The 18,545-nt window shown below is 64.0% G+C and carries 16 protein-coding genes, 2 tRNA genes and 1 pseudogene; 11 read left to right on the top strand and 8 right to left on the bottom strand.

Going from position 1 to position 18,545, the window contains the following annotated elements; all coding sequences use genetic code 11:
• Window positions 1-92: 92 nt before the first annotated feature.
• From accD to AC0KXH_RS11255, 6 genes are all read left to right on the top strand, one after another.
• On the top strand, window positions 93-986 hold the full coding sequence (gene accD / locus AC0KXH_RS11280; RefSeq protein WP_041104899.1) for an acetyl-CoA carboxylase, carboxyltransferase subunit beta: 894 nt from the start codon (window positions 93-95) through the stop codon (window positions 984-986).
• Window positions 983-2,254 (top strand): bifunctional tetrahydrofolate synthase/dihydrofolate synthase, encoded by a 1,272-nt coding sequence (folC, locus tag AC0KXH_RS11275; protein ID WP_269262276.1) that lies wholly within the window; start codon window positions 983-985, stop codon window positions 2,252-2,254. The genes accD and folC overlap by 4 nt, the downstream gene beginning before the upstream one ends.
• Before the next feature lie 6 nt (window positions 2,255-2,260).
• Window positions 2,261-2,860, top strand: coding sequence for an SPOR domain-containing protein (locus AC0KXH_RS11270; RefSeq protein WP_212543236.1), 600 nt, complete (start codon window positions 2,261-2,263; stop codon window positions 2,858-2,860).
• A 102-nt stretch (window positions 2,861-2,962) separates the two neighbouring features.
• Entirely contained in the window at window positions 2,963-3,475 is a 513-nt protein-coding gene (locus AC0KXH_RS11265; RefSeq protein WP_165563195.1) for a CvpA family protein, read from the top strand.
• 67 nt (window positions 3,476-3,542) lie between these two features.
• Window positions 3,543-5,051 (top strand): amidophosphoribosyltransferase, encoded by a 1,509-nt coding sequence (purF, locus tag AC0KXH_RS11260; protein WP_041104905.1) that lies wholly within the window; start codon window positions 3,543-3,545, stop codon window positions 5,049-5,051.
• A gap of 33 nt (window positions 5,052-5,084) precedes the next feature.
• Window positions 5,085-6,296, top strand: a complete 1,212-nt coding sequence (locus tag AC0KXH_RS11255; RefSeq protein ID WP_488223419.1) for an O-succinylhomoserine sulfhydrylase — start codon at window positions 5,085-5,087, stop codon at window positions 6,294-6,296.
• 66 nt (window positions 6,297-6,362) lie between these two features.
• On the opposite strand, the gene AC0KXH_RS11250 is transcribed toward AC0KXH_RS11255, so the two are convergent.
• The 3 genes and pseudogenes from AC0KXH_RS11250 to AC0KXH_RS11240 all read right to left on the bottom strand — a co-directional run bounded on the left by AC0KXH_RS11250 (window position 6,363) and on the right by AC0KXH_RS11240 (window position 9,230).
• Complete coding sequence (locus tag AC0KXH_RS11250) at window positions 6,363-6,596, bottom strand: SPOR domain-containing protein (protein WP_376746296.1); 234 nt, start codon at window positions 6,594-6,596, stop codon at window positions 6,363-6,365.
• A 75-nt stretch (window positions 6,597-6,671) separates the two neighbouring features.
• Window positions 6,672-8,603, bottom strand: a pseudogene (gene gspD, locus AC0KXH_RS11245) (type II secretion system secretin GspD); the annotation flags it as partial.
• Between the two features lie 3 nt (window positions 8,604-8,606).
• Window positions 8,607-9,230 (bottom strand): type II secretion system protein N, encoded by a 624-nt coding sequence (locus AC0KXH_RS11240; RefSeq protein WP_076342789.1) that lies wholly within the window; start codon window positions 9,228-9,230, stop codon window positions 8,607-8,609.
• 220 nt (window positions 9,231-9,450) lie between these two features.
• Between AC0KXH_RS11240 and AC0KXH_RS11235 the strand changes: the two genes are divergently transcribed.
• Window positions 9,451-9,526: transfer RNA gene (locus tag AC0KXH_RS11235), tRNA-Val, on the top strand.
• A 37-nt stretch (window positions 9,527-9,563) separates the two neighbouring features.
• A tRNA-Asp gene (locus AC0KXH_RS11230) sits at window positions 9,564-9,640 on the top strand.
• A gap of 506 nt (window positions 9,641-10,146) precedes the next feature.
• On the opposite strand, the gene soxR is transcribed toward AC0KXH_RS11230, so the two are convergent.
• The 4 genes from soxR to AC0KXH_RS11210 form a co-directional block, all read right to left on the bottom strand.
• Window positions 10,147-10,623 (bottom strand): redox-sensitive transcriptional activator SoxR, encoded by a 477-nt coding sequence (gene soxR / locus AC0KXH_RS11225; RefSeq protein WP_061338976.1) that lies wholly within the window; start codon window positions 10,621-10,623, stop codon window positions 10,147-10,149.
• Window positions 10,624-10,709: 86 nt separating this feature from the next.
• Window positions 10,710-11,306, bottom strand: a complete 597-nt coding sequence (locus AC0KXH_RS11220; RefSeq protein ID WP_043220691.1) for a LysE family translocator — start codon at window positions 11,304-11,306, stop codon at window positions 10,710-10,712.
• 67 nt (window positions 11,307-11,373) lie between these two features.
• A complete protein-coding gene (locus tag AC0KXH_RS11215) occupies window positions 11,374-11,982 on the bottom strand; it encodes a GNAT family N-acetyltransferase (RefSeq protein WP_488223418.1) in 609 nt (202 codons plus the stop codon).
• Window positions 11,983-12,554: 572 nt separating this feature from the next.
• Entirely contained in the window at window positions 12,555-12,752 is a 198-nt protein-coding gene (locus AC0KXH_RS11210; RefSeq protein ID WP_488223417.1) for a hypothetical protein, read from the bottom strand.
• Between AC0KXH_RS11210 and AC0KXH_RS11205 the strand changes: the two genes are divergently transcribed.
• From AC0KXH_RS11205 to AC0KXH_RS11195, 3 genes are all read left to right on the top strand, one after another.
• Window positions 12,751-14,619: a TonB-dependent receptor family protein gene (locus tag AC0KXH_RS11205; protein ID WP_488223416.1), complete on the top strand. Its 1,869-nt coding sequence runs from the start codon at window positions 12,751-12,753 to the stop codon at window positions 14,617-14,619. The genes AC0KXH_RS11210 and AC0KXH_RS11205 overlap by 2 nt on opposite strands.
• 148 nt (window positions 14,620-14,767) lie before the next feature.
• Window positions 14,768-15,307 carry an AAA family ATPase gene (locus tag AC0KXH_RS11200; protein WP_488223415.1) on the top strand — a complete coding sequence of 180 codons (540 nt, stop codon included), beginning with the start codon at window positions 14,768-14,770 and terminating at the stop codon, window positions 15,305-15,307.
• Between the two features lie 292 nt (window positions 15,308-15,599).
• Window positions 15,600-16,655: an asparaginase gene (locus AC0KXH_RS11195; protein ID WP_043220690.1), complete on the top strand. Its 1,056-nt coding sequence runs from the start codon at window positions 15,600-15,602 to the stop codon at window positions 16,653-16,655.
• A gap of 207 nt (window positions 16,656-16,862) precedes the next feature.
• Here the strand turns inward: AC0KXH_RS11195 and AC0KXH_RS11190 are convergent, their stop codons facing one another.
• Complete coding sequence (locus tag AC0KXH_RS11190; RefSeq protein ID WP_488223414.1) at window positions 16,863-18,287, bottom strand: MBL fold metallo-hydrolase; 1,425 nt, start codon at window positions 18,285-18,287, stop codon at window positions 16,863-16,865.
• Window positions 18,288-18,545 lie beyond the last annotated feature (258 nt).

The following is an 18,545-nucleotide window of genomic DNA, read 5'->3' as shown; positions in this document are numbered from 1 at the left end:
ATAAGCGGGGTGAATCGAGCCTTCGATCCGCCTCGGAAAGAATCTGCCTGGCATCACAGCATGCCGAATTGAAGTTCTGGAGAACAACAAGCATGAGCAACTGGCTGGTAGACAAGCTGATCCCTTCCATCATGCGCTCCGAGACCCGCAAGAGCTCGGTGCCGGAAGGTCTGTGGCACAAGTGCCCTTCCTGCGAAGCCGTTCTGTATCGCCCGGAGCTGGAAAAGACCCTCGACGTCTGCCCCAAGTGCCAACATCACATGCGTATCGGCGCGCGTGCGCGTCTCGACATCTTCCTGGACGCCGAAGGCCGCGAAGAGATCGGCGCCGATCTCGAGCCGGTGGACCGCCTGAAGTTCCGCGATAGCAAGAAGTACAAGGATCGCCTGGTGGCGGCTCAGAAGCAGACCGGTGAAAAGGATGCACTGGTTGCCATGCGGGGCACGCTGCACAAATTGCCAGTTGTCGCGTGTGCCTTCGAGTTTTCCTTCATGGGGGGCTCGATGGGGGCGATCGTGGGCGAGCGTTTCGTTCAGGCCGCCAATGTGGCCTTGGAGTTGCGCTGCCCACTGGTGTGTTTCTCCGCGTCCGGCGGTGCACGCATGCAAGAAGCGCTCATCTCGCTGATGCAGATGGCCAAGACTTCGGCAGTTCTAGCTCGGATGCGTGAAGAAGGCCTGCCGTTCGTGTCGGTACTGACCGACCCGGTTTATGGTGGTGTGTCGGCCAGTCTGGCCATGTTGGGCGATGTGATTGTCGCCGAACCGAAGGCCCTCATCGGTTTTGCTGGCCCTCGCGTGATCGAGCAGACCGTGCGCGAGAAGCTACCGGAAGGATTCCAGCGCAGCGAATTCCTGCTTGATCATGGTGCGATCGATCTGATCGTTCCGCGTGCCGAACTGCGTTCGCGCCTGGCGCGCCTACTCGCTCAACTACAGCGTCTGCCTAGCCCGGTGGAGTCGGCCCCGGTTGCCGCAACCGCATGAGCCGAAGTCTGGCCGACTGGCTGAGCTACCTGGAGCAGTTGCACCCGACCGCGATCGACATGGGGCTCGAGCGCGTCAGGGTGGTGGCGGATCGGCTGGGGCTTACCCGTCCCGCACCCAAGGTCATCACGGTCACCGGTACCAACGGCAAGGGCTCGACCTGTACCTTCCTGGCGGCTCTGCTCTCGGAGCAGGGCCTGCGGGTCGGGGTCTACAGCTCGCCCCATCTGCTTCGCTATAACGAGCGTGTGCGAATCGCTGGCGAGCAAGCCGGCGATGACCAGCTATGCGAGGCGTTCGAGGCTGTCGAGCAAGCGCGTGGCGAGGTGTCGCTTACGTACTTCGAGATGGGCACGCTTGCAGCATTCTGGTTGTTCGAGCGCGCGCAGCTGGATGCGGCTGTCCTGGAGGTGGGGCTGGGTGGTCGGCTCGACGCAGTGAATCTGGTGGATGCCGATGTCGCCGTGATCACGAATGTCGGGCTCGACCATGCGGAATGGCTCGGCACTACCCGGGACAGTGTCGCTACCGAAAAGGCGGGCATCATGCGCACCGGCAGGCCCGTGGTTTGTGGCGACCTGCAGCCTCCGTTGCCGTTGCTGCAGCGCGCACGACAGCTTGGCGCGCCGTTGTCGCTGCGGGGGCGGGATTATGACCTGGCCGTCACCGACCAAGGCTGGGATTGGCGGGGTATTGATGCGCAAGGGGGAACTCTCGAGCTGCACGGCCTCTCGCAACCCTCATTGCCTCTGGAAAATGCCGCTCTGGCGCTGCAGGCCTTCGCATTACTCGGCCTGCCATGGCAGGAGCGTTCGATCAGGCAGGCGCTTTCAGCTGCCCGGCTGCTTGGCCGGATCGATCGGCGGTCGCTCTGCTGGCGAGGCCGCGAACTTGCTCTCCTGATGGATGTGGGGCATAACCCACACGCCGCGCAGTACCTGGCTGGGCAGCTGACAGAACGCCCCGTGACTGGTCGTCGGCTGGCCGTCTTCGGGCTGCTGGCCGACAAGGACCTTGAGGGTGTCATCGAGCCACTGCTGCCGCTGATCTCGCATTGGGCGGTCGCGCCGCTGCCTACCGGGCGCTCGAGAAGCGTGGCCGATTTGCGTACCGCGCTGCTTGAGCACGGCGCAGCGGTAAGCGAACATGCCGATGTTTGTGCGGCGCTTGAGGCGCAGTGCGAACGGGCCCTGCCGGGCGATGAAATCGTGCTGTTCGGATCCTTTTATACCGTTTCCGAAGCGCTGGACTGGCTCAATCGACGCTGAGGTGGCATGCCCATGCTGGACAGAGGTCTGAAGCAACGTATGGTCGGGGCGCTGGTGCTCGTTGCACTGGCCGTCATCTTCCTGCCGATGCTGCTAAGCAGCAAGGACGAACGTCGTCCCGTCGAGGTCGATGCACCACCGATGCCAGCCCCCACTGCACAGATCGATGTCGCCGAACCGCAGCCTGGCTCTGTTCCCGAAGGCTTTGAAATCGTCGAGGACGACGCTCTCGAATCCTCCAGCGGCGAGGCGCCGGCGATCACTGCTCCTGGCCCCGTTACCCCACCGACGGCAAGCGCCGAACCGACTGCGCCCGAGGCGAAGCCAGAGCCTGAGCCAGAGCCGAAGCGGCTGGATGCGGCCAACCTGCCCGTCAGCTGGTCTGTCCAGTTGGCCAGCCTCTCTAACCGCCAGAGCGCCGAAGCACTGCAAGCGCGTCTGCGTGCGCAGGGCTACAACGCCTACGTCCGGACGGTGGATGGTATGAATCGTGTGTTCGTCGGGCCGCTCATCGAACGCGACGAGGCCAACAAGCTGCGTGATCAGCTGCATCGCCAGCAAAAGCTCGATGGTTTCGTGGTGCGCTTCAAGCCTGAGGCCGGCTGATTCAAACGAGGCCAGCGGCTTGCAGGAGGTCGCCTGACGCTTACTCGTTCCGAGGGTGTCTGCTAAACTCCGCGGCCTTTATCTCTCCTGTTCGAAGGCGTCGTGGCTCTTACCTGGGTTGACTGGGGCATCATCGCTGTCATTGCGGTGTCCAGCCTGATTAGCTTGAAGCGGGGCTTCGTCAAGGAGGCCTTGTCGCTTCTGACCTGGATCGTTGCCGGTGTCGTTGCCTGGATGTTCGGCGGTGCGCTCTCGCATCATCTGGAGGAATTCATCGCAACGCCCTCAGCAAGGGTCATCGCGGCATGCGCCATTCTGTTCGTGGCGACATTGCTGGTCGGGGCGCTGGTCAACTTTCTCATCGGTGAGCTGATTCGCGTAACCGGGCTGTCCGGTACCGACCGATTTCTCGGCATGGTCTTTGGTGCGGCACGCGGAGCCCTGCTTATCGTCGTGGTGGCGGGGCTGGTGAGCCTGGCGCCTGTCCATGAGGATCTCTGGTGGCGCGAATCCACTCTGCTGCCGCATTTCCTGCTGGTCGCTGACTGGTCTAAGAATCTGATCCTTGGCATGAGTGGCCAGTGGCTGGCCGGGTCGCTCAATCCGCCGGGTTGAGTGAGTTATCACGGAGAGGGCGGCGGACGTCGTCTCCGGTTCCTGTAGAAACTGAGAGGTTCCTTGCATGTGTGGCATTGTCGGCATCGTCGGTAAGTCGAACGTCAATCAGGCGCTCTATGACGCGCTTACCGTGCTGCAGCATCGCGGCCAGGATGCCGCCGGCATCGTGACCAGCCACGATGGGCGCCTGTTCCTGCGCAAGGACAACGGGCTGGTTCGAGACGTGTTCCAACAACGGCACATGCAACGGTTGGTGGGCAACATGGGGATTGGTCATATCCGCTACCCCACCGCTGGCAGCTCCAGCTCCGCCGAAGCCCAGCCTTTTTATGTGAACTCGCCTTACGGGATCACCCTGGCGCACAACGGCAATCTGACCAATGTCGAGCAGCTGACCAAGGAAATCTACGAGTCGGATCTGCGCCATGTGAACACCAACTCCGATTCCGAGGTGCTGCTCAACGTCTTCGCTCATGAGCTGGCCGTGCGCGGCAAGCTGCAGCCCACCGAAGAAGACGTTTTCGCCGCTGTCAGCAAGGTGCACGAGCGCTGCCGGGGCGGCTATGCCGTGGTCGCCATGATCACCGGCTACGGAATTGTCGGCTTCCGTGACCCGAACGCCATCCGGCCGATCGTCTTCGGCCAGCGGCACACCGACGAGGGCGTCGAGTACATGATCGCCTCGGAAAGCGTTTCGCTCGATGTGCTGGGCTTCACGCTGATCCGTGACCTGGCCCCGGGCGAAGCGGTGTACATCACCAATGACGGCCGGCTGTTCACCCGTCAGTGCGCCGAGAATCCGAAGCTCACGCCGTGCATCTTCGAATACGTGTACCTGGCGCGTTCGGATTCGCTGATGGACGGTGTTTCGGTCTACAAGGCGCGGTTGCGCATGGGCGAGAAGCTGGCCGACAAGATCCTCCGAGAGCGTCCCGAGCACGACATCGACGTGGTCATCCCGATCCCGGATACCAGTCGGACCGCCGCGCTTGAGCTGGCCAACCGTCTCGGCGTGAAATTCCGCGAAGGGTTCGTCAAGAACCGCTACATCGGCCGGACCTTTATCATGCCGGGTCAGGCGGCACGCAAGAAGTCGGTGCGCCAGAAGCTCAACGCCATCGATCTCGAGTTCCGTGGCAAGAACGTGATGCTGGTCGATGACTCCATCGTCCGCGGCACCACCTGCAAGCAGATCATCCAGATGGCGCGTGAAGCGGGCGCCAAGAAGGTCTACTTCTGTTCCGCCGCGCCGGCAGTGCGCTACCCGAACGTTTACGGCATCGACATGCCGAGCGCGCATGAGCTGATTGCCCACAACCGCAGCACGGAAGAGGTCGCGGAGCTGATCGGTGCGGATTGGCTGGTCTATCAGGACCTGCCCGACCTGATCGATGCGGTCGGTGGCAGCAAGGTCAAGATCGAGCAGTTCGATTGCGCCGTCTTCGACGGTCACTACGTGACGGGCGACGTGGACGAGGCCTATCTGCACAAGATCGAACAGGCGCGAAACGATGCGAGCAAGGCGAAGACCAATGCGGTCAGCGCCATCATCGACCTGTACAACACCAACTGAACCGCGAACGCCGTATGGGTCTGAGGAACGAGCATGACAATTGAATGGGAAGCCGGGCGCCTGGACAGCGACCTGGCGGATGTCGGGCAGGATACGCTGGCGGTGCGTGCCGGTCAGCGCCGTACCCCTGAAGCCGAGCATGGCGAGCCGCTGTTTCTGACCTCCAGCTATGTGTTCCGCAGCGCGGCCGATGCAGCCGCGCGGTTTGCCGGCGAGCTGCCCGGCAATGTCTATTCCCGTTACACCAACCCGACAGTGCGCACCTTCGAAGAGCGTATGGCGGCGCTTGAGGGAGCCGAGCAGGCCGTCGCCACCGCGTCGGGCATGTCGGCGATCCTGGCCATGGTGATGAGTCTGTGCTCGGCGGGCGACCACATCCTCGTATCGCGCAGCGTGTTTGGCGCCACCGTCTCGCTGTTCGACAAATATTTCAAGCGTTTCGGCGTAGAGGTCGACTACGTCCCGCTGACCGATTTCAGCGCTTGGCAAGCCGCCTTCAAGCCCAATACCAAGCTGGTATTCGTCGAATCGCCGTCCAATCCGCTCGCCGAGCTGGTTGATATTGCCGCCCTGGCCGATCTCTGCCACGAACGGGGCGCGCTGCTGGCGGTGGACAACTGCTTCTGCACGCCGGTGCTGCAGCGACCGCTGGCGCTGGGCGCCGATATCGTCATTCACTCGGCGACCAAGTACATCGACGGGCAGGGGCGCTGTCTGGGTGGTGTCGTCGCTGGGCGAAGCGAGCAGATGAAAGAGGTCGTCGGCTTTCTGCGCACCGCCGGGCCGACTCTCAGCCCGTTCAATGCCTGGGTGTTCCTCAAGGGATTGGAGACGCTGCGGCTGCGCATGCAGGCGCATTGCGCCTCCGCGCAGGCGCTGGCCGAATGGCTGGAGCAGCAGCCAGGTGTGCAGCGGGTCTACTACGCTGGGCTGCCCAGCCACCCGCAGCATGAGCTGGCGCGGCACCAACAGAAGGGCTTTGGCGCTGTGCTCAGCTTCGAGGTCAGCGGCGGCAAGGAGGGCGCCTGGCGCTTCATCGACGCTACCCGGCTGATTTCGATCACTGCCAACCTGGGCGACAGCAAGACCACCATCACCCACCCGGCTTCGACCACCCATGGCCGCCTGGCGCCCGAAGAGCGCGCCAAGGCCGGCATCAGCGATAGCCTTGTGCGCGTCGCTGTCGGTCTGGAAGAGCTCGATGATCTCAAGGCGGATCTTGCGCGCGGGCTCGCTGCACTCTGAGCCCCGCTGTTGCCATTACGCACCTGCAGCCCGCCGAATCGGCAGGTTGCAGGTGCGTCTGGTCCGTCAATCGTCGCCGATACGCACCACGATGCCATCCAGCCGCTGCTCGGCGGAGAGGCGATCACGCAACCGGTTGGCCTCATCGCGGTCGGCAAGCGGGCCGGCATAGACCAGCGTCATCGCACCTGCGTCCCCAATGAATGCGTCATAGCCTTCGGCGCGCAGCCGTTCCTGCAGGGCTTCGGCGGTATTGCGGTTGCTGACGCGCGCCACCTGGACGACCCAGCCAGTACGCACCGGGGCACTGGCCGCCTCGGTGGTCGCAGGTGCGCTCGTCGGTGCCACCGGGCGCACGGAAGATTGCGGCGCGGCGCGCAGATCAATCGCCGGCGCCGGTTCGCCCTGGCCGTCGAACAGCCGCGTCGGATCGGCCGGCAGGATGCTCGGATAGCCCGCATCGGTCTCGATCACCCGGATGTCGCTGTACTTCTTGCCCGACAGCGCTGCCAGGCCGGCACGGTCGCGCACCACCGTCGGCCGGAGAAAGACCATGAGGTTGCGCTTGATGCGCGTTTCCTCGGTCGAGCGGAACAGCCCGCCAAGCAGCGGTATATCGCCGAGCAACGGAACCTTCGACGCCGTGCGCGTCACGTCGTCCTGAATCAGGCCGCCAAGCACGATGACCTGGCCATCCTCGGCGAGGATGGTGCTCTTGATCGAGCGCTTGTTGGTGACCAGGTCGACGGCCTGCGCGGCAAGCGTGGCGCTTGGGGCGATCGAGGAGATCTCCTGCTCGATCTGCAGGCGTAGCGTTGCGCCTTCGTTGATGTGCGGCGTTACCTTCAGCGTCACACCGATGTCCTGCCGCTCGATGGTGGTAAACGGGTTGTTGGCCCCGGCCGAGTCGGTGGTGTAGCTGCCGGTCTGGAAGGGCACGTTCTGGCCGACCAGTATCTCCGCCTCCTGGTTGTCCAGGGTCAGCAGGCTCGGCGTCGACAGCAGGTTGCTGTTGCTGTTGGAGGACAACGCGGTGATGAGGGCGCCGAAGCTGCGCGTGCCCACACCGATGATCGCGCCATCGGGCAGGTTGTTCGGGATCTCGTTGTCGTTGATGGCGTTGAGTACGCTCCCGATCGAAATACCGGTATTGCCGAAATTGACCCCCCCGACGCCACCGGTGCCGCCTCTGGCATCGACCGCCCACTGCACGCCGAGCGCGTCGCTGATATCGCCTGACACCTCGACGATGGCGGCTTCGACCATGACCTGCGCGCGTGGCACATCGAGCTGCCGGACGATGCTTTCCAGCGTGCCCACCAGTTCCGGATCGGCCAGCAGAACGAGCGCGTTGAGGCTTTCGTCGGCTCGAATGAGAATCTGCTGATTGCGTGTCGTGGTGTTGTCCCCCTCGGCGGGTGCTGCCAGCCCTTCGGAAATGTCGCCCAGGGTCTCGGCCAGCGACTTGGCGTCGTTGTGGCGCAGGCGGATGACACGGGTATTGGCCGAACGCGTGGCGGGGGAGTCGAGCGATTGCGCGAGCGCCGCCAGCTTGCTGCGTGCTTGCGCCGGGCCGATGAAGATCAGTCGGTTGGTGCGCGAGTCGGCGATGATCTGCAGGCCGGCGCTGGTTTTCGTTTCACCGCGCAGCAGCGAGTTGCGCAGCACCTCGGCGATGTCCACTGCCCAGCCGTGGCGCAAATTCAACACCGTGTAATCGTCGCTCTCGGCGCGATCGAGCTGGCGCACCAGGTCGCGGACGCGTGCGATATTGGCGCTGCGATCGCTAATGATCAGTGCGTTGGCCGAGCCGACCGCCGCCAGATGCCCGTACTGGGGCACCAGAGGACGGATCAGTGGAATGAGCTCGGTGGCTGAGGTGTGCTGCACCTGGATGACCTGCGTCTCCAGCTGATCGCCGCCGGTCGGCCCGCCCCCTGGCTCGGCCTTGGCCTCGGCGTTGGGCACGATGCGTGTCACGTCGCCCTGCGACAGGACGCTGTAGCCATGGGTGGCCATCACCGAAAGGAACAGTTGGTACACCTCTTCGGTGTCCAGCGTCGCGTTCGACACCACGGTGACCTGGCCTTTGACCCGCGGGTCGACGATGAATGTCTGCCCGGTGAGCTGGCTCATCTGGTCGATGTAGGCGCGGATGTCGGCGTCCTTCAGATTGATCGTCCAGCCATTCATCTGGGTCTGGCTTGGCTCGATGCCGGGCTCGGCAACCTGGGCCAGCGCCGGAGCGCCGACGAGCAGGCCGGCGGCGGCCAGCATGATTAGCGGGCGAGAGAGAAGCGGCGGCATCGTTCAGTCTTCTTCCATAGGCTGGTCATTGGTGGGTGTGTCTTGCGGCTGGTCGATCGCTTGCTCCAGCTGCTGGCGCAGCGCTTCCATCTGCTGCTGCATCTGTTCAGCCGCCGGGTCAGGTGCGTTTGCAGGCGGCTCGGAATAGGGCTCTGGCGCATAGAGGGGCGAGCGGGACTTGGGAAACATCAGCTGCTCGATTCGCCCGTTGCGCATGATCTGCACGCCGTTTGCGTTGACCTGCTGCAGGGTGACGCCCTGCTCGAGCTCATCGCCAGTGAACAGCAGACGCGGCGGTTGCCCGTCAATTTGAATGATCGCGCTCGAGCGCGCCGGGTCGGCGCTGACGAAGCTGCCGTGCAGTGTCAGGTTGGCCGCAGCGGTGGTCGACGCACCTTCCGCTGGCAGGGCAGGGGAGCCAAACACGCGCTGCAGCTGTTCTACCTCGGGGCGCGCCAGGGCCTGGGTGTCTTGCGGCGTGCCAGCGGGGGCGGCGGTGGTATCGGTCAAGGCCAGCCATTCGTTCACACGGCCGACCAGGTAGACGGCGAACAGGGCGACCAGCAGCGCGCTCAGGGCTAGCGGTAAGTAGGGCCGGTATTTGCGCAAGACGTCAGGCAAAGACAAGCGTTGCTCCTTGGCCTTTTATGGTTCTGATATCCATCGAATCGAGTCGCCGGGTTTCGCCGCCGGTCTGAGCAGTGACAGCAGCAAGCGGCAAGAGTGCCCGGCGAAGATGACAGGCTGAACGGTGATGACGGTGGACCACGCGTTCCGCAAAAAAATCCAACGCTGGTGTTGACTTGCCTGTGGCTCGCCAGTAAATTGCGCGCCTCGCAAGGCGAACGGCTGATTAGCTCAGCTGGGAGAGCACCTGCATCACACGCAGGGGGTCGGCGGTTCGATCCCGTCATCAGCCACCAACCTTTGCGAAATTACGGACGAAAGTCCGGCCGACGCGCAGCGGTAGTTCAGTCGGTTAGAATACCGGCCTGTCACGCCGGGGGTCGCGGGTTCGAGTCCCGTCCGCTGCGCCATACAAGTCCCTCCTTTTCTTAAAAGGGTGGAACGAGAGAAGCTGCCAAGGGCAGCTTTTTTTGTGCCCGCCGAAAACCCGTGCGGAAGATTTGGCGCATCAGCTGAAGCCAGAGGTTGCGTCGCTTCAGAACGTGATGACCGGTCCCTGGTTCGCCTGCGACATGAGCCGCCACCTGTTCCGGACCTGGACTGGCGCTGTGCCGGAGGCAAGGTCACGGGGGCGCGCTGGATCTGGACTACACCTCGACGTCGGCTTGTGCCTACTTGTTCCGCTGACCACCCTTGCCTGGATGTTCGAAACCACGCCGCGCTGGAGCCTGTGTCCTGCCCATAGTGGGGACAGGGTGCGGGGGCTGGCTACCACCAGAGTTCCCAACGGATCTGGGCAATGGCAAGGGAAACGGTTACGAGGCGAGGGTGGTGGCTTTCTGACGGGCAAAACAAATCGCGCCCAGCATGGACGTCGATCAGTAGCTCCGGATAGGGAACTGAAATTGATGCGCTTTTACTCGTGCTCGGGCATCTCGTCCGCGAGCCATCGCAGAGGGCCGGACCCATAGTTGCCGGCCAAGTCGTTGGGGTTGGCCAGCTTGCAGCGCTGCAGCGAGAGACAGCCGCAGCCGATGCAGTGATCGAGATCCATATCGAGTCGCTGCAATTCCCTGATGCGCTGGGCAACCTGCTGCTTCCAGCCGCGAGATAGCGCCTGCCAATCCCTGTTCGTCGGCAGCTTGTCGGTGGGCAGGCAAGCCAGCTGTTGACCGATTGCCTCGAGCGAGTAGCCGATCTTCTGGGCAAAGATGATGAACGCCACGCGGCGCAGCGTCGAACGCGGGAAATAGCGCCGGCTGGTGCCCTGGCGGGACGAGCTGATCAAGCCGAGCGATTCGTAATAGCGCAGGGCCGAGGCGGCAACTCCGCTGCGTTTGCTGATTTCGCCAATCGGTAGCAAAGGGTCCTTGTGGGACGCTCTCCCGGCCATCGCTTGGTCCTCCCGAGTCGGATCCAAAGACGCTGATTGGTGGTTCCGCCATGGGCAGGCAGCCGCATGAACCGACCGATACGCCTTCACCCGAGCAGCAGTGGGTGCAGCGACAGTACGAGCAGCAAGGCCATCGCGATATTGAAGAGCCGTAAATGGCGCGTATCGGTCAGCCAGCGGCGTAGCGTGGTGCCAAAGGTGACCCAAACCACCACGCTGGGCGCGTTGACGAGGGCAAAGAGCAGCGCGAGCACCACGACCGCCTGCACGCCGCCACCGGCCGGCAGATAGGCCGTGATGGCTCCGATAGCCATGATCCAGGCCTTGGGATTGACCCATTGGAAGCCCGCCGCTTTCCAGAAGCCGAAAGGACGCCCCGGCGCCGAAGCATCCTGCATCGGTGCGGCCGTCGCGATCTGCCAGGCCAGATATAGCAAGTAGGCCGCGCCAACGATCCGCAGCAGAGCGTACAGCGCAGGGAAGGCCTCGAAGAGGCGCCCCAGGCCCGCGCCCACGCCCATCACCAGTACCGCAAAGCCGATACTGATGCCCAGGACGTGCGGCAAGCTGCGGACGAAACCGTAGTTCAAACCGGACGCCAGCAGCATAGTGTTGTTCGGGCCGGGGGTGATTGAGGTCACGAAGGCATAGGTCACAAAGGCAAGCAGGGTTTCCGAGGGCATGGGTTCCTCCGGGTGCGGTCGACCGGAAACGACGGGCTTTCGACTGACAGCCATGAGCCAGGAAGTCTCAGCCATCGACTGACTGCGATCCATGCACAGTCATCATCGAATCGACCCGGTCAGTACCGCTGCCCGGGCATTGATCGCTTGCGCCGGGGCGCACCCAGCGCATGTCGATATGGGTGCGCGCCTCGTGCGTAGCGGTGAACCCCTGGCGCTCGTAGAACCGCCTGGCTGCCAGGTTCGTCCTGAACACGCTGAGCGTCAGGGGTATGCGGCGTGCTGACGCCTTCGTCTTGAGGGCCTCCACCAGCCGGGTACCGACTCCCCGCCGTTGGTACGCCGGTACCAGTGCGATGTTGCGCAGGTAGATTCGCCGGGCCTGTTCCTCGAACTGCAGATAGCCGGCGATGCCCGAGTCGCCCTCCACGACCCAGGTGCTGGCCGTGGCCACCTGCTCTAGAAAATTGGCGCGCTGCCAACGTTCATCCCAGCCCCAGAGCCGGGCGATGTGCGGCAAGAACAGCGCCCGGTGAATCGCGAACAAGGCGAGCAGATCGCGACACGCCGCCCGGCGGACCCTCATACCGCCATCTGGCATGGAGGCCGGCGAGACAATGGAGGGCGCGGGCGACAGGTCGCCGGTATCCAGGAATATCTCATTTAAATCGCACATCGGCGCTTTGATCCTGATCCACAAGCAGGGAAGGCAGGCAACGGTTGCCAGGCCCGACGCGAGCGACTCTAGGACTTCAAGTGAACTTGAGGTCAATAGGCCGGCACGATGGCTCGCTCAGCGCTAATCGCGGGTCTAACTGCGGACCGATCGCAGGGCTACGGCGGGCTCGATTCGGGGTGGGGCCGTTGCGATTGGGTTGCTACGCCCGCGATGGCGCGGCGTTGCACGGTCCATGGGCGTCGAGGTTGAAGCGACGTGTCGCAACCTGACCGTTCACGGCGGCGACAGCTGTCGCGTCGCTACGGGGACGCGGCGACTCCTGACCCGCTTCCCGCAGGCTGCTTGCAGAACCGAGCGATTAAGAACGACGTGCCCACGTCAGCAGGACCGGTGGCCGTTGGGCCATGTCGAATACGCGAACCGCAGTTGGTGGTGGCTCAAGAGTGGCTTGGCATGTGCGTTGCCTTGATGACGCTAAGGGAGGATTCCCCGCTTCAGGTCGTTTCGGTAGTTTGAAACCGGTGTGCCGGAGCGCTGGGCTCCAAGGCGGCCCAATCGCGTTCTTCTGGTCAGGCTTTTTTCACAGAGGTCGGCGACAGCAACGTGACTCCATAACAACAAGGCTCAACCATGTATCGACTCATTCTTGCCGGATCGCTCTCGTTGGCGACCGGACCCTTGCTCGCGCAGACGAGCGAACCGCTCACGCTCGACCCCTTGTTGGTGAGCTCGCCACGGGCGGAATCCGACTGGTTTACCTTGCCCATGGCAGTGTCCGCCGTGTCGGCGCAGGACCAGCCCGGTGAGCAGTTGCTCACCCTCGACAGCCTGCTCGGGCCTGTGCCGGGCGCGCTTTCGCAGAGTCGCTACAACCTGGCGCAGGGCATGCGTTTGTCCATTCGCGGCTTTGGTTCCCGCTCCAGTTTTGGCGTGCGCGGTGTGCGGGTGCTGGTCGACGGGGTGCCGCTGACCATGCCTGACGGGCAGACCGAGATGGATGGGCTGGATACCGCGTTGGTCGAGCGCATCGAGGTGATTCGCGGCCCGTCGTCCACCATCTACGGGAATGCCGCCGGGGGCGTCCTGGCGATCCAGACGCGAGAACCGGGCGACACGCCGTTCACGCAGGTCGAGGTGACCGGCGGCGAACTGGGCTATCGCCGCATGCGTGCGGAAACCAGTGGCAGTGCCGGCTCGCTGGGTGCCTTGCTCGCCGTCAACGCCACACAGCTCGACGGCTACCGCACGCACGGCACCGCCGAAACCAACCACCTCACTGGCAAGCTGCGCTGGCAGGGGGAGGGCGGCACGCTCGGGCTCACCCTCCATGCAATCGACAACCGCGCCGAAGATCCCGGTGGCCTGACGCTGGATCAGGTCCGGGCGGACCGTTCCCAGGCACGGCCGCAGAGCCTGCAGTACGATTCCGACGAGACTGTCGAGCAGCAGCGCGTCTCGCTGGTCTGGGATGGACAGGCCGCAGGCGACGATACCTACCAGCTGCGCAGCTATTACGGCCAGCGCGAGTTCAGCAACCGCCTCCCGTTGCAGAACAACGGCCAGACCGCCTATGACCGCTGGTTCGCCGGGCTGGGCGCGCAGCGCACCTTTCACCGCGAACTGGCGGGCCTGCCGCATCAGTTAACGGTCGGCATGGACCTGGAAAGCCAGCGTGACGAGCGCTCGCGCAACGACAACCTGCCCGGCGGCATCACCGGCGCCCTGACTCAGCGCCAGCGCGAAACGGCGGACAGCCGGGGTGTGTTCGTCGAGGATCAGCTGAGCCTCGGCGATGCCTGGCTGTTCACCGCTGGGTTGCGTTATGACAGCGTGCGGCTCGAGGCGAAGGACCGTTACCTGAGCGACGCTAATGATGCCTCGGGCGAGCGCAACCTTGAGGACTGGAACTACAGCCTGGGCCTGAGCCGGCAACTGGACGCCCATCATGTGGCGTACATGCGTTACGCGACCTCGTTCGAGACGCCGACGATCAACGAAATGGCCAACCCGAACGGGGGCGGCTTCAATCCCTCGCTCGGCCCGGCGCAGTCGGTCAATCGCGAGATTGGTTTCAAGGGCGAGCACCCGGGATTGCGCTACGAAGCGGTGCTCTACAGCATGCGCATCGAGGACGAGCTGGTCCCGGAAGTCGACGGACGCACCTTCTACACCAACGCCGGCCGTTCCAGTCGCGACGGCGTCGAGCTCAGCGGGGACTGGCTGGTGGGGCGTTTCTGGCGACTGACCGGGGCCTGGAGCTACAACCGCTACCGTTTCGACCAGTTCGAGGGCTACGACGGCAACCGCATCCCGGGGATTCCGCGGCAGAGTCTGTTCGCCGAGGTCAGCTATGACCGGGACGACTGGTATGCGCGGGTCAACGTCAACGCCTACGGCCACCAGTACGCGGACAACGCCAACCTCGACCGCGTGGCCGGCTACGCGGTCACCAACGCCCGCCTGGGCTGGCGAATGGCGTGGGGTGATCAACGGTGGGAGCCCTATGTCGGCATCGACAACCTGCTGGACCGCGACTACTACGACAACCTGCGCATCAACGATAACTTCGGCCGCTACTACGAGCCCGCGCCCGGGCGGACGATCTATGCGGGGGCGAAGCTGACGTTTGATTGATGGTCGGCCAGCGGGCCGGAAGCCGGTCGCACGCCCTGGCTCGCTGGGCAACGCGTGCTTGCGGCCGGCGCGCCATGGTAAGTGAGCACCTGGCCGGCCATTGCGGTGTCCGGTGCGGTCGGGTAGGGCTACGCAGCAGGATGAGCTGATGCGAGTGCAGCAATTGGTGGTCATCTCCGGGTGCTCCGGCGGCGGCAAGTCGACCTTGCTCGAGGCGCTACGCCGCCGCGGGTATGCGGTGGTCGAGGAACCCGGCCGGCGGGTCATTGCCGAGCAGAGTCGAAATGCTGGCGATGGCTTGCCTTGGGTAGATATGGCCGCGTTCCTCCACGAGGCGCTGCGCGTCGCCAGGCTGGACCTCGAGCGCGTGGCATCGGCCACCGGGCCGGTGTTCTTCGACCTCGGGCTCATAGATGCCGCGGCTGCCCTTCAGCGGCTCTGCGGACTGTCGATGTCATACACCCTGGGCGACCTCCAGCCTTACGGGCGGCTCGTCTTTCTGACCCCGCCCTGGCCGGACATCTATCGTGTCGACGAGCAGCGACGGCATGGTTTCGCTGAGGCCGTGGCCGAATACACTCACCTGGAAGCCACGTACAAAACCCTCGGATACGACGTTCGGATACTCCCAAGGGCCAGTGTTGCCGACCGCGCTGACTTCGTTCTGCAGGCACTCCACCGAGGCTGAAGCAGATCGGCCCGGCAACAGCTGCCCTAGCGCTGCGCACCCGAAGGGCACGCCGTCGGCTGCTTCCGCGGCATTGGACCGGGCTCGCTCGAGCGGGCACGCGTGCTGCTCGTTGAGGCCGATGGCAGGCAGCTTCCGCTAGCCGGGGTTGCGATGGCCTTGTTCGATGAGGCTCAGTGAGCATAACCAGCGGACGCCGACCACTTTCGGCTTGCTGGCTGCAGCTTCAACGAAACGGCCGATCGGCTGTCAGTTCCCTTGCCCCATAAAAATTGATTGGCAAGGAACTGACATGAAGAAGAAAAAAACACTTTTGCTGGCCGGGCTTTGTGCGGCCCTGATCGGCAGCGCCAACGCGCAAGAGAAGCCGACCGTCCAGTTCATTGCCACGGGCGGCACGATCGCCATGAAGATCGACCCGATCAAGAAGGCGCCCGTGCCTGCCATTTCCGGTGATGACCTGCTCGCCACGGTGCCGGAGGTGGCCGAATACGCGAAGATCGAGGTCGACAACCTTTCGAACGTGCCTTCGGACTACATGGATCCGCCGCGCTGGATCGAACTGTCCAAGGCGGTCAACGCTGCGCTGCAGCGCCCGGAGGTGTCAGGCGTCATCGTCTCGCACGGCACCGATACGCTGGAGGAAACCGCTTTCTGGCTTGACCTGACTGTCGAGTCCGAAAAGCCGGTCGTGGTCATCGGCGCACAGCGCAACGCCTCCTCGTCGGACTTCGATGGCCCGCGCAACCTGCTCAACGCGGTGCGTATTGCCGTCGATGAGCAGGCGAAGGACAAGGGCGTCCTGTTGGCCATGAACAACCAGATCAACGCCGCACGTCACGTGACCAAGACCCATACGGCGAACGTGGAGACCTTTCAGTCGGGTGATTACGGGTTGCTCGGAGAGGTCTATCCCGATCGCGTGATCTTCGCGCGGGAGCCGCTGCGTCGGCAGCATATCGCGATCAAAAGCGACGCCATGCCAAAGGTCGAGATCGTTGCCATGTACGGCGGTGCCGATGGTGCCTTGCTGCGCAGCGCGGTCGACCAGGGGGCGAAAGGAATCGTGGTCCAGGCGCTGGGCATGGGCAACATGAACCAGCCGATGTTCGAGGCCGTCAAGTACGCGCTGGGCAAACAGATCCCCGTGGTGATCTCGACGCGCGTCCATAACGGTCGGGTCATGGCCAACTACGGCTTCGAAGGCGGTGGCAAAACCACCGCAGATGCCGGCGCCGTCATGGCAGGGGATCTCAGCCCACAGAAGGCGCGCATTCTGCTCATGCTGCTTCTGCAAGACGGGAAAACGGAGCAGGACGAGCTGCAGGCGGCATTCGACGCGATATAAAACGGCAGCGCATCGCGGCGTAGCGCTGGACGGGGCACTCCAGCGCTACGCCGCCCCGCGGGACAGCGGCCGATACCGAGCGCAGTGCTCTCGAGCTGCTCCATACGCAAGTGCGAAATCCACGGGCTGCCGAGCTGGAACTGTCGGCTCAGAGCGGGTGGACCCGCATTGGCTGCTTATGGGCACATCCATCGGCCCGGCCGTTGCTCAGGGAATCGTTACCTCGCCTGGCTGGCCGGCCTCGCGATAGCGTGCCCGCAGCAGCTCGGCGAGGCGCTGCTTGGCCTGGGGCTCTCCGTGAATCAGGCGAATCTCGCCTGGCCACTGCTTCATCCGGGTGACGAAGCCGACCAGGTCGGCCTGGTCCGCGTGCGCCGAGTAGCCACCAACCGTATCGATGCTGGCGCGGATGTCGATGCGCTCGCCGTCGAGGTCGACGTACCCGCCTTCCGGGCCGTAAGTCTGAATGTCCCGGCCCGGCGTGCCCTTGCCCTGATACCCCACGAACAGCACATGGTGACGTGGGTCACCCAGCATGGCCTTGAGATAGTTGACGATGCGCCCTCCGGAACACATGCCGTTGCCTGCGATGACGATCGCCGGGCGCGCCGTGGCGGCCAGGTGTTCGACGACGCGCAGGTGCTCGTCATGACTGTCCACGGTCACCAGCTGGCGGAACGATAGCGGCTTGCGACCTTCCTCCAGGCGACGTCGCGCGTCGTCATCCCAGAATACCTGCAGGTCCTTGTAGGTACGGGTGAACCGGCTGGCCAGCGGTGAGTCGAGAATGATGGGCAGCTCGGGCCAGTCGACCGGGTCATTGCTCGACGAGCCGGAGTCATCGTCGGACTGGCTATGTTCGAAGAGGATCTCCTCCAGTTCGTAGAGCAGTTCCTGGGTTCGGCCGATGCTGAAAGACGGAATGAGCACGCTGCCCTGGTCGGCCAGCGCACGTTCGATCGCGGCTTGCAGGCGCTCGCGCCGGTGGGTGCGATCTTCGTGGCGGCGATCGCCATAGGTGCTCTCCAGCACCAGCAGGTCGGCCCGCTCCGGTGGCGCCAGGTCCGGCAGGATGGGCGAATGGGGCGCGCCGAGATCGCCGCTGAAGACGATTCGTCTGCTGTCCCGCGCCGGCGTCTGCAAGTCGAACTCCACGTACGCCGAGCCCAGCACGTGCCCGGCAGGCTGCAGGCGCACCTTGCACCCGGCCGTGTCGGTGTCGTGGAGGCTGAACCAGTGGTCATAGGGCAGCGCGATGATGCGTTGCTCGACGATCTTCTGGTACCGCTCGAGATAGGCCTGGTCGCGGCTTATGGTCAGGCGGAACGCATCTTCGAGCACGATCGGCAATAGCCGGGCCGAGGGCTCGCTGCACAGAATCGGGCCTTCGAAACCGGCGGCCAGCAGGTTGGGAATGCGCCCGACGTGGTCGATATGCACGTGGGTGATGATCAGGGCCTTGATGCCATCGATGGCGAAGTCCAGCGCCAGCTCGTCGTCGTTCGGCGCATCCGCTCCCTGGAACTGTCCGCAGTCGATGAGCACGCTGCTGTCTTCGTCCATCCACAGCTGATGGCAGGAGCCGGTAACGCCTTCGCGGGCACCATGGTGGATAAGCCTGGGTTGCTTCATCGGTAATCCTTGTCAGGGCGAGTGCAGGTCATGTGGCTACGGTCTTTGGCTCCGTGACGGGAGACATAGTTTCCGCTCGTGCGAGCGCACTGGCACGCCTGCGCCATCCCAGGCGCCCGGGAACGTAGGCGAAGCGGGGGGCTCAAAGCCGAGAAGCCCACAGAGCAGCGCCCGATGTCCCGACCTCCCGCCGCGCGTCATCCGTTCCGTACCCGCGACCTCCCGCCCGACGACGGGCGCACAAATGCCGGAGCCGGC

It is taken from the genome of Stutzerimonas sp. CXK-1 (assembly GCF_057738225.1).
Note: the sequence above shows the minus strand (reverse complement) of the source record. Positions and strands in the feature narration are given on the sequence as shown.